General features: G+C 44.9%; 11 protein-coding genes. 7 read left to right on the top strand and 4 right to left on the bottom strand.

Features of this window, described 5'->3' with window-relative positions:
- Positions 1–874, top strand: an 874-nt coding sequence (locus tag V3S16_RS11375; RefSeq protein WP_413885014.1) for a DUF933 domain-containing protein, incomplete at its 5' end; no start/stop codon positions are given.
- Positions 875–942: 68 nt separating this feature from the next.
- On the opposite strand, the gene V3S16_RS11370 is transcribed toward V3S16_RS11375, so the two are convergent.
- Both V3S16_RS11370 and V3S16_RS11365 read right to left on the bottom strand, forming a co-directional pair.
- Positions 943–1,725: a hemerythrin domain-containing protein gene (locus V3S16_RS11370; RefSeq protein WP_413885012.1), complete on the bottom strand. Its 783-nt coding sequence runs from the start codon at positions 1,723–1,725 to the stop codon at positions 943–945.
- Between the two features lie 96 nt (positions 1,726–1,821).
- Entirely contained in the window at positions 1,822–1,959 is a 138-nt protein-coding gene (locus V3S16_RS11365; protein ID WP_413885010.1) for a hypothetical protein, read from the bottom strand.
- Positions 1,960–2,525: 566 nt separating this feature from the next.
- On the opposite strand from V3S16_RS11365, the gene epsC reads away from it, so the two are divergent.
- The 6 genes from epsC (at position 2,526) to V3S16_RS11335 (ending at position 8,896) form a co-directional block, all read left to right on the top strand.
- The gene (gene epsC / locus V3S16_RS11360; protein WP_413885009.1) at positions 2,526–3,497 is read left to right on the top strand and encodes a serine O-acetyltransferase EpsC; all 972 of its coding nucleotides are present in this window, start codon (positions 2,526–2,528) and stop codon (positions 3,495–3,497) included.
- Between the two features lie 269 nt (positions 3,498–3,766).
- The gene (cysK, locus tag V3S16_RS11355; protein WP_413885007.1) at positions 3,767–4,687 is read left to right on the top strand and encodes a cysteine synthase A; all 921 of its coding nucleotides are present in this window, start codon (positions 3,767–3,769) and stop codon (positions 4,685–4,687) included.
- Positions 4,688–4,811: 124 nt separating this feature from the next.
- Positions 4,812–5,747: a UbiA family prenyltransferase gene (locus V3S16_RS11350; protein ID WP_413885005.1), complete on the top strand. Its 936-nt coding sequence runs from the start codon at positions 4,812–4,814 to the stop codon at positions 5,745–5,747.
- 169 nt (positions 5,748–5,916) lie between these two features.
- A complete protein-coding gene (locus V3S16_RS11345) occupies positions 5,917–6,471 on the top strand; it encodes a hypothetical protein (protein ID WP_413885003.1) in 555 nt (184 codons plus the stop codon).
- Positions 6,472–6,553: 82 nt separating this feature from the next.
- The gene (locus V3S16_RS11340; protein ID WP_413885001.1) at positions 6,554–7,819 is read left to right on the top strand and encodes an SPOR domain-containing protein; all 1,266 of its coding nucleotides are present in this window, start codon (positions 6,554–6,556) and stop codon (positions 7,817–7,819) included.
- A gap of 18 nt (positions 7,820–7,837) precedes the next feature.
- Positions 7,838–8,896, top strand: coding sequence for an AI-2E family transporter (locus tag V3S16_RS11335; protein WP_413885000.1), 1,059 nt, complete (start codon positions 7,838–7,840; stop codon positions 8,894–8,896).
- 169 nt (positions 8,897–9,065) lie between these two features.
- Here the strand turns inward: V3S16_RS11335 and V3S16_RS11330 are convergent, their stop codons facing one another.
- A complete protein-coding gene (locus V3S16_RS11330) occupies positions 9,066–9,248 on the bottom strand; it encodes a hypothetical protein (RefSeq protein ID WP_413884998.1) in 183 nt (60 codons plus the stop codon).
- Positions 9,249–10,025: 777 nt separating this feature from the next.
- Positions 10,026–10,448: M48 family metallopeptidase (locus tag V3S16_RS11325; protein ID WP_413884996.1), on the bottom strand; the 423-nt coding region annotated here is incomplete at its 5' end.

Genomic DNA, 10,448 nt, shown 5'->3' with positions numbered 1-10,448 from the left:
CATGTTCAAGCCGCAAAAGACCGTTTATACCCAGGTCGAATATTTCCTTCCGGGAATGATGGGATCCCCAAAAGACCAGAAGATCTGGACCCAGGCAAGGGACTGTCATGCCCTGATCCATGTGATCCGCAATTTCAGCGGGTATGGTTTTGATGAACCGAGGCCCTTGGAAGATTATAACGCCCTTGACCAGGAGCTCATCCTGGCTGATTTGGTGGTGATTGAAAAAAGAAAGGAGCGTATCGAACAAGATCGCAAACGAGGTAAAAAAACGTACCAGGAAGAACTGACTCTTTTAGACCGGTGTCTGAAACATCTTGAAAGCGAAATGCCTTTAAGAAAAATTCCGGAACTTTCTTCTGCGCATGTGCTCAAAGGATATTCTTTTGTTTCCGCCAAGCCGATCCTGGTACTGTTCAACAATGACGACGAGGATGACCGTCTGCCGGTTATTGAAAACCTGACGGACAAGGAAGACTGTATGGTGATAAGGGGCCAGCTCGAGCAGGAACTTGCCCAGATGTCTGCTGAAGAAGCCGGGGAATTTCTTACAGAGTTCAAAATTTCTGCATCAGCAACGGATCGGGTCATCCAACGGTCATGTGAACTGCTTGGTCTTATCTCCTTTTTTACCTTCGTTAATAAAGAGGTAAAAGCCTGGAACGTTAAACAGGGTACCAGCGCCGTCGATGCTGCCGAGGTAATTCATTCAGATATGAAAAGAGGATTCATTCGGGCTGAAGTGGTTGCCTACAAAGACCTGATGGATGCCGGCAGCTATCATGAAGCCAGAAAAAAAGGTACCGTCAGGCTCGAAGGCAAAAACTACGCGGTTCAGGACGGAGATGTTATAACCTTTCGCTTTAATGTATAACTCTGGCTCTCATCTTGCGCCAGCCTTCGTTAACAAAACGTTTCTCGCGGTCCTTCAGAGTGATTTTATTATCCCTTAAATTTTTTCTCCAACCGGTCAATGAACTCTTCGTATTTTGAAGGTGAATATCCAATAGTTTCATCTGCCGCTTTAAATTCGGAAAATAGCTTGCCAATTTGACTGATGGAAAGACTCCTGTCCATCCAGGGATATAGGATTTCGTCTTCCTTTTTGATATGCTCTGTAAGAAGAGCACCATATGCGGTCAAGTGTTTTCCAATTGTCGCTTCATCTTTTTTGTCAAGCGCTTCAAGCACGGCCTTGACATGACTTCTCCCCTGTTTGTGATCTGCATGAATAACTTTAAGGATATCCAAATTTTCATCGAAATATTTGAAAAGAATATCTTCTTCTTTGGCGTGATGGAATTTGTCAGCGTAGGACCGTATGAAATCGACCGTATCGATAATCAACTGCCGGCCTTCGGCCGAATCCACATCAAGGTTTTTTACTACCTCCGGAACCAAGGCGATCAGTCTTTTTATCAAAACATGTTCATCAACCAGCATTTTCATTGGAAGGGAGTACTGTATTTCTTTTGGTTCGGTCTCGGTTTTCCTTGCAACCCGGGGTATCTTTACATCTTGGTCAGGGTATATGGTTTGGGCAATTTTTGCCATCAGCTCTTGCTCTTTATCCGCAGACAAATTGTGTATTTCCACAACATCCTTTAACAGACAGGTACCCACGCTGCAAGGCGCACAGCCGATATCATATTCATTAAGGATGTCTTCTACTTGGGAGAATTGATCGATAATCTCTTTGATCCCTTTATTCAAATATGCTTCCATCTCTCACCTCATCCTTTCCCGAATTTATCATGAAGAATTCATCCGGGTTTTAATTATTTGCTCTTTGCCGTTTGTGCCGCCGGCGGTCTAAAAATTTTATCGAACTTTATCGATGGTTGTTTCATCCGGCATTTTTTTTGCAATAGTGCGGAACAGTAAAGGTTTTGCATCGTCCTGCTGCGAGGCAATATAGCTCATGGCCCGGATTGCATATATGCCCGTTTGAGACAGCACGTGTTATTCCTCCTTAATAAAATCGTATAGGGAATTCAAATCTCAATGCTAAGAAATATAATAAGATAACTTCATCTCTTTGTCAAGATATAAAATTGTCCCACAATTTTATATAAAAAAGCGGCTGCCCCGCTTAAAAATAAAAATTCGAATTTGCCCGGATTTCGCACAGACCGGAGTAAAAAATGGTCGGCACCCATCTGGTCTGGTTGGCCCACTGCAGCCTGTAGCTTGATTATCCTACCCACAGATTTTCGGCTTTTAAATGCATAAGCATTGCCAAGCACGCCTCTATGTGGCAGTATTGTTTTGACAAAACACCTTTTCTGCTTTAGATTTGATGATCTCATAAAAAGTCACAAATTCAACTATAGATGGCTAAGTAAAAAGGTTCATATACCCCCGCCAAACCTCGGCGGGATAAAAAAGCGTAGTATTTTTTCAGGAACGAGGCCATACATGTAGTATGCCTAATGTCTGAAAAAATACTATAACGCAGTAGATGGGACTTTTTACGACGCCATCGATTTTATCATGATCCTTATTACAACTATGGAGATCTAAAAATGGAGAAAGATTTAAAAAAACTGGATCAGTCCTGCAAAACAGAGGCTGAAGAATTATCCCGCAGCAGAAAACAACTTCCGGAAATTACCGAAAGCATCATTGCAAACTGTTATGATTCGGAATGCTTTACGCATACCCATAGCGACTATGATCCGATCCCTTCCGAGGGATATATTGTCGATGTCATCGATAAGTTAAGAAAAATTCTCTTTCCGGGCTACTTTTCCGGGGGCACGGTCGATTCTGTCAATCTGAAATACAACATCGGCCAGACCGTTTCAGTCCTTTTTGATATGATTTCCGAACAGGTTGCCCACAGCATCCGGCATGAATGCCTCAGGTACGGCCAGCTGTGCAGCGACTGCGAGGAGCAGGGCCAGAAAATTGCTCTCGACTTTCTGGAGTCGATTCCGTCTTTGCGGCAAATACTGACAACAGATGTCCGGGCTATTTATGAAGGGGATCCCGCCTCCAAAAGCCATGATGAAATTATTTTCTGCTATCCGGGGTTGTTTGCCATTACCGTATACCGGATCGCCCACAAGCTATATGGATTTAAGGTGCCGCTGCTCCCGCGTATCATGACCGAACATGCCCACAGCTTAACAGGCATTGATATCCACCCGGGAGCTGAAATCGGGGAAAGTTTTTGTATCGATCATGGAACCGGCATCGTGGTCGGTGAAACCACCGGGATAGGAAAAAATGTACGTATCTATCAGGGTGTGACCCTTGGGGCTCTTTCCCTGCCCAAAGATGCCGGTGAAAAGCTTAGAGGCAAGAAACGCCATCCCACCATCGAAGATGACGTTATTATCTATTCGGGGGCTACCATATTGGGCGGCGATACCGTGATCGGTGCGCGTTCCGTCATCGGGGGTAATGTCTGGTTAACGAAATCGGTGCCTGCGGACACCAAGGTAATTATGGAGACGCCGCGGTTGATATTCAAACATAATCGAAAAGCTTAATACCTGAATCTTGCACGAGTCGGAGGCTTTCATATGCAAGGCACTTAAGGGCGGGCATCGACTGTCTTCGACAAGCTCAGGCCCCGAGCATGCCGAGGGGAGCTCAGCCGAAGTCAAGCCATAGTGCACTATTGCGAGCCCTTAATAACGCAGCAGATGAAAGCCTCCGGCGCGCCCACTGATAGGAAAGACTCCTGGCCCATCAAAGATCCCGCATTGCGGGGAAGGACCAGGTTTTTTTAGGACTAAATAAAATGAAAGTATGAGCCGTGCAAATATTTCCCGACATAAACGCTACTATCGGTAGAACCCCTCTTGTACGCCTGAACAACATCGCTGACGGACTGGAGGCTGAGATCCTGGCCAAACTGGAATTTTTCAATCCTCTGGCAAGCGTTAAAGACCGCATTGCAATATCCATGATTGAAGCGGCGGAAGCCGACCGCCTAATCGGTCCGGACACACTGATCGTGGAACCCACCAGCGGAAATACAGGCATCGCCCTGGCCTTTGTTTGTGCGGCCAAGGGGTATCGGCTCTGTCTTACCATGCCTGACACCATGAGTGTCGAAAGAAAAAAGCTACTAATACACATGGGCGCGGAACTTGTGCTGACGCCGGGTGCCCAGGGGATGAAGGGGGCCATCGCAGAGGCCCAAAATATTGTCGATTCAAACAAAGATGCCTATATGCCCGACCAGTTCAAGAATCCGGCCAACCCCCAAATTCACAGAGAAACCACAGCAGAAGAAATATGGCGAGACACCGGCGGCCGGGTGGATATGCTGATATCCGGGATCGGTACCGGCGGCACCATCACCGGTGTAGCCCAGGTCATCAAGCAGAGAAATCCTGCTTTTAAGGCTATTGCCGTGGAACCGGCTGATTCGCCGATATTGTCAGGCGGCACCGCCGGTCCCCACAAAATACAGGGCATCGGTGCCGGCTTCGTCCCCGACGTCTTGGAGATGTCGCTGGTTGATGAAGTTATGACCGTTACCGATGATGACTCCTTTGAAACCGCGCAGCAACTGGCCGAAAAGGAAGGGCTTCTTGCCGGCATCTCATCCGGAGCAGCAGTCTGGGCCGCGCTTGAGATGGCAAAACGCGACGAATCAAACGGCAAACTTATCGTTGTTATCCTGCCGAGCACCGGGGAACGATACTTAAGCACACCCCTGTTTAAGTAGTTTCTATCCAGATCATACTTTTTTTATTTCCAGCCGGAAAGATTTGGTACGCCTTGACGGAAATGATGATTGAGTGTTAATTAGCTGAGCATTTAATACGTTTAATCCGGCTTAGGATACATAAATGACCCCGCTTGCCTGCCAGCATACCGGTTTTTCCCGCTTAAAACTTTTCTGGGCCCTTTCCAGAACACCCCACGGTTTGCTGGACATGGCCACCCCGGCGTTAGGTGCCCTGCTGTGGCTCGGCAGATTCCCTTCCTTTGAATTAATTGTGATAGGCCTGATCACAACCTTTGCCGGTTACACAGCGGTTTACGCCCTTAACGATGTTATCGACTACCGGGTCGATAAAGAGAAAATACAATTGTGCCAAGCTTTTGACCCCGGTTGTGACCTGGATGCCGTTATGGTCCGACATCCCATGGCTCAGGGATATTTGAGCTTTTACGAAGGATTGCTATGGACTGCGGCCTGGTCGGCCGTGGCGATGATAGGCGCCTACCGCTTAAATCCCGTCTGTATAGTTATTTTCCTAACCGGCTGCATCCTGGAAATAATATACTGTTTACTGCTCAAAGTAACTCATCTCCGCACCCTGGTCAGTGGCGGCGTTAAAACCGCAGGAGCCATTGCCGGTGTATTTGCCGTAGATCCGCATCCCTCTCCGCTGTTTTTAATGGTTCTGTTTTTCTGGCTATTTTGCTGGGAAATCGGCGGCCAGAACGTTCCCAATGACTGCACCGACCTCGATAAAGATCGGCGTCTTTCCGCCCGGACGGTTCCTGTGCGGCTGGGTCTCGAATCTGCTAACGTCATTATTATAGGGACTCTTATTGTTACGGTTATTCTTTCTGCTGTCGTGCTCTATTTATCTCCAATACCTTTTGAGTTTCCTTTTGCGGTCGCTTCCGTCGCAACCGGGTTATGTCTTTTTGTATTACCCGCCTCACTGCTTTATAAAACCAATCAGCCTGTGTATGCAATGGCGCTTTTCAACATGGCCAGTTATTATCCGCTGGCCATATTAATTATTGTCGTTATCAAGATAATGCTTTGATGACACAAGTTCGGGGAGATTCTAGATAGAAAATAGTAAGGCCTTCTACCAAAAAATTAACAAATCTATAGCAATCCAACCGCAACTACATTATAATCAAACCAATATTATTGCGCCCTTTATCCCTTTATTGATTAATTGGAGCGAAGCCTCTAAGCTCGGATTATATATGAACATAAAAACCGCTATTGTGTTGATAGGTGCTGCAGCTGTCATTGCTATTGTTTTGCTTATAAATATATCTGATCAAAAAGATATCTCCCCAAGACCTGAAATTGCCTACGACTCTGCCAATCGTGTAGATAAAGAAGTTACCAAGCAAAGCTTTCTAAAAACTGCCGGTTCATTGAAGCTGGTCCGGATTATAGAAGGCAACGAGGCTCAAAAACAAATCAGCAGGCTGCATAGAAGCAGTATTAGCATGGAAAATGGTTTCATCGCAGCTTATCGAGGAAATGGCGAAGACAAAATGACAATATGGGTATCTATACATAAAGATTCAAAGGAGGCTGAATCGATAATAGCAAAAATGCACAAAAAGATAGACAGCGTCACTGGATTTCAAAATCATCAAGACCTCGATATCTCAGGTAACGTATATCATTTTGTTACCGGCCTGGGCCAATCTCATTATTTCTATTATCGCGGCAATGATGCCATCTGGATTGGGATTGCCTCACCCGAGGAAATGAAAATTTTGTCTGAAGTGATCCATATGTTATAAAGGTATAATTGTGATGCGTCGTCGCTGGCTCAACTTTAAAAACTTTCTGAACAGACACCAAAAATTATATAAGGAAAATGTTATGAAAAAGGCAGGCATTATCCTTATATTCCTGCTTGCCGTCGTATTCATTTCTTTTTGGCATTCACCTTCCATAGAAAAACATGCATCAGAACCTGTCATTGTAACAAAAAAAATTCGCATGCCGGAACCTGAAAAAGCCTCTAAAGAGGTAAAAATGGCAGAACCTGGAAAAACTCCTGCCGTCGCCAAGGCCAAGGAAAGCCTGGCATTAATCGAGCCGCATAAAAATGATGCCCGCAAGCAATTTTATGCCATTCAGGTTGCTGCATACAGGAGCCTGCTCAACGCCGTGCAGCAATCAATACATTTTAAGAGTCTCGGCTATAATGCCTTCTACAACTGCGAAACTGTAAAAGCAAAAGGGAAATTATATAAAATCTACATTGCATTGCATGAATCAAAAAAAGAAGTTGAAGAACAAGCTTTAACAATGAAGAAGTCGGGCCTGATAGAAGATTACATGATCAGAGCAATGAGTGAGACATCCCCGGCAAAATCCAGTGACTGCGAACTTGAAACCGACATTTATTTTTTGCATGTTAGCTCTTATAAACAAAACAAAAATGCCGAAGAACACGTCCAAAAGCTGAAAGAACATGCGTCTCAAGTTGTCGCTATATTGGAAGATGTGCAAGGAGAAAGCTGGTTTCGAGTTTACATGGGCCAATTCGAAAATGAAAATAAGGCACGCAAATTTGGTGCAAAGTTAAAAGAAAAAGGATTGATTTCGTACTTTAAGCCCGTAACCATCGCTATGATTATTCAGTCCACCCGTCAAACTGCTGCAAGGTCAGCGCAAAAATCAGCTGCATTGATCCAACCTGAAGAACCACCTCCTCCCCCTGAAGCGGATAAGCCCAAATCGATGCAACAACCCAAACATGATCAAGAAAAACCGGAACAACTCGAAGCAAAAGCAAAGCTCCCCCTTGTAATCGATGACATTACATTCAGGGCTAAAAACGGAACCAAGGAACTGGTATTGTTTCACGCCAACCAGTATTTTATGCCTTCAGTACATTTTAACCTTGAAGGGGAAAACCCTACTATTGCAATCGATATTAAACCGCCTGCAACTATTAAAAAAGCCGGTTCCAAAATTCCAATTGACGGGCAATGGATTAAACAAATCCATATCCAGGCAGACGCCGACAACAAAACCTCAAGAATTGTCATTCATCTGTATGCTTACAAAAATTATAAAATCAGCCAAAGCTTTTACAGGTCAGAAAAGATATTTGCTATAAAAGTTGTTTCCGAATAGAATAAGGATTAAATAATCATGCAAGGAAATTCCCGGAGAACAACAGCATCTAAAATCATGTTAGTATTGGCCGCTTTTATTATTGTCGTCGCCGGCATGCGTGCTTCTACGCCCATCCTTGTTCCTTTTCTGCTGGCCGCATTTATCGCGATTATCAGCACCCCGCCAATGTTCTGGATGCAGCGCAAAGGGATTCCAAAATGGCTTTCCCTGCTGATCGTAATATTTGGCATCGCACTGCTCGGATGGCTGATTTTCGTGCTGGTCGGTTCTTCGCTAAAAGCATTTACCGGAGAGCTTCCGGTATACGAAGCCAAACTAAAAAAACTGACCATGACAATCGCAACACAGCTGAAAACACTCGGTATGGATACTGCTGAACTCGAATTGATGGAGCTTTTTAATCCGGGCGCGGCTATGAAGCTTGTCGCTTCCGGACTGAACAGCTTCAGAAAGGTGCTAACCAACGGCTTTTTAATTCTGATGACCGTAATTTTCATGCTGATGGAAGCATCGAGCCTGCCTCTAAAACTGCGTACTATATTCGGTGATACTGAGGATGCTCTGATAAACTTCGAAAAATTCATCAACAATGTAAAACAGTATATGGCGATTAAGACCCTGATAAGCCTTGCCACCGGCATCCTTATCGCTATATGGCTGGCCGTTATCGGTGTTGATTTCCCGCTGCTCTGGGGTTTGCTGGCGTTTCTGCTGAATTATGTCCCCAGTATCGGCTCCATCATTGCAGCCATTCCGGCCGTACTGCTTACCATCATTCAACTTGGACCTGCCCATGCCGTTGCCGCCGCCACGGGTTTTCTCCTCGTCAATGTGGTAATGGGCAATTTTATCGAGCCGCGGTTTATGGGCCAGCGTCTGGGACTTTCAACTCTGGTGGTGTTTTTATCTCTGATATTCTGGGGTTGGGTACTGGGTCCGGTGGGAATGCTGCTCTCGGTGCCCCTGACAATGACCGCCAAGATAGCGCTGGACAGCAGAGAAGAAACCCGCTGGCTGTCCATCATCCTGGGTCCGGAGATTACCCCCCAACGGGCAACCAAACCTAACAAATGATTGCGAAAATAGAAGGTAATTTAATTGGCCAAGATTGCGGGTTTGTCAGCAGGCAGACGATCGATGTGCCAGCCGAATTCTATTCCACGCTGCACGCGTTCCGGAAGAATTGAATGGATGGTCTGTAATTTGTTTGGGGGCTTGAATTTCAGATGCCGAACTTCATGGTTTAACCCACAGGTTTAAACACAGGGCATTCCTCAGCAAGTTGTGCCAAAATATTTATATCACCGCCAAGAAGAGTCTCTCCATCTGAGGAACCTTGGGCTTTCTTGAATAACTCATGATCTTTTTGGGGACATTGGGGGGTGAGGGAATTAACACAATCAAGACAGTTTTTTTCTTCTTTCATTGACCATCCTTTCTTCTTCCTGGAACATGGCATTTATTCAAAATAATATTTCCCACCAATGTAGTAAAATTTAGCTTAGGGAGATTTTCGCCTGCCTTCATCGCTCCTTCTATCTTGGCCACTTCGTCGATCCGGGGCCAGTATTGTAGCATCATAATATCTGCGCTTGTGATTATCTCGTCTGTTTATACAACGTCGATCAGGTATTATTAGCCCTTTACATCGCTCACAAAAACATTGATTGATCTCAGCAATTAAATCTGTTGAGAGGATTCCGTCTTCTTTGTTCTTATCTTTATCCGCATCGTAGCAATTGAAGCAAATATATTTACCGTTTATCAAGAAGGCGCAGATTTTAACATTTGGACCCATGTTTTTCACCGTTTTTCAACAATTGCATTGAAGATTGCTTCAATCATGCATTTCCGAAAATTAAAGTTTTATCTCCCAAATCACTAATTCGACCCTCTATTTATATAGCCAACTGTTCTATTTTTCAAGCTTATTGTTGATGGATTCGTAAAAATTCGATCATTCAACTTTTTATAAAACTATCAGATTTAAAAAATAATAACGCTTATCGATCCCGGATAGCGGCCCGGGTCATTAGGGAACATAGAAGTGTTGGAAGGGCTCATCCGTAAAGCAGCGCTTCGGAAACTTAAAAAGCTTGAAAAAAATCGGAGTTAAAATGTCAGTTGGTCCTCGGTTACTGAAAACAGCGTTTTCTGTTTAATCCTATCCCTTTATTTATGATCACCAGACTTTCCAAGAAAATTAGGAAGGTCTGAATTTGTCCAGTGTTTCCTTTCTCTTGCGCCAATCCGGCTGGCAACGGGTCAAGAGTGAGTAGAATGCTTTTGAGTGGTTGCTGTGCTTTAAATGACACAGCTCATGCATGATGACGTATTCAATGCAATGCACGGGCACCAGTACCAGATTAAGGTTGAGCGTGATTCGACCTTTGTTGCTGAAACTGCCCCACCGCCTGCGCATTTTACGAATTACCAGCAATGGCTCCGGCACACCGTGGCGAGACGCAACATTGTAACATTTTTCGAGGTAACGGCCCAAAGTCTCGCGGGTTCGTTTTTGATACCATTGATCTACAGCCTTTTTAATGCTTTGGGTGTCGTTTTTATCCTCGACCCACACCCAGAGAAAACGGCCCAGTAGTTTGGCCGGTTGCTTTGAGTCCTT

The organism is Candidatus Desulfatibia sp., from assembly GCF_036446775.1.
Lineage (GTDB): Bacteria > Desulfobacterota > Desulfobacteria > Desulfobacterales > UBA11574 > Desulfatibia_A.
Note: the sequence above shows the minus strand (reverse complement) of the source record. Positions and strands in the feature narration are given on the sequence as shown.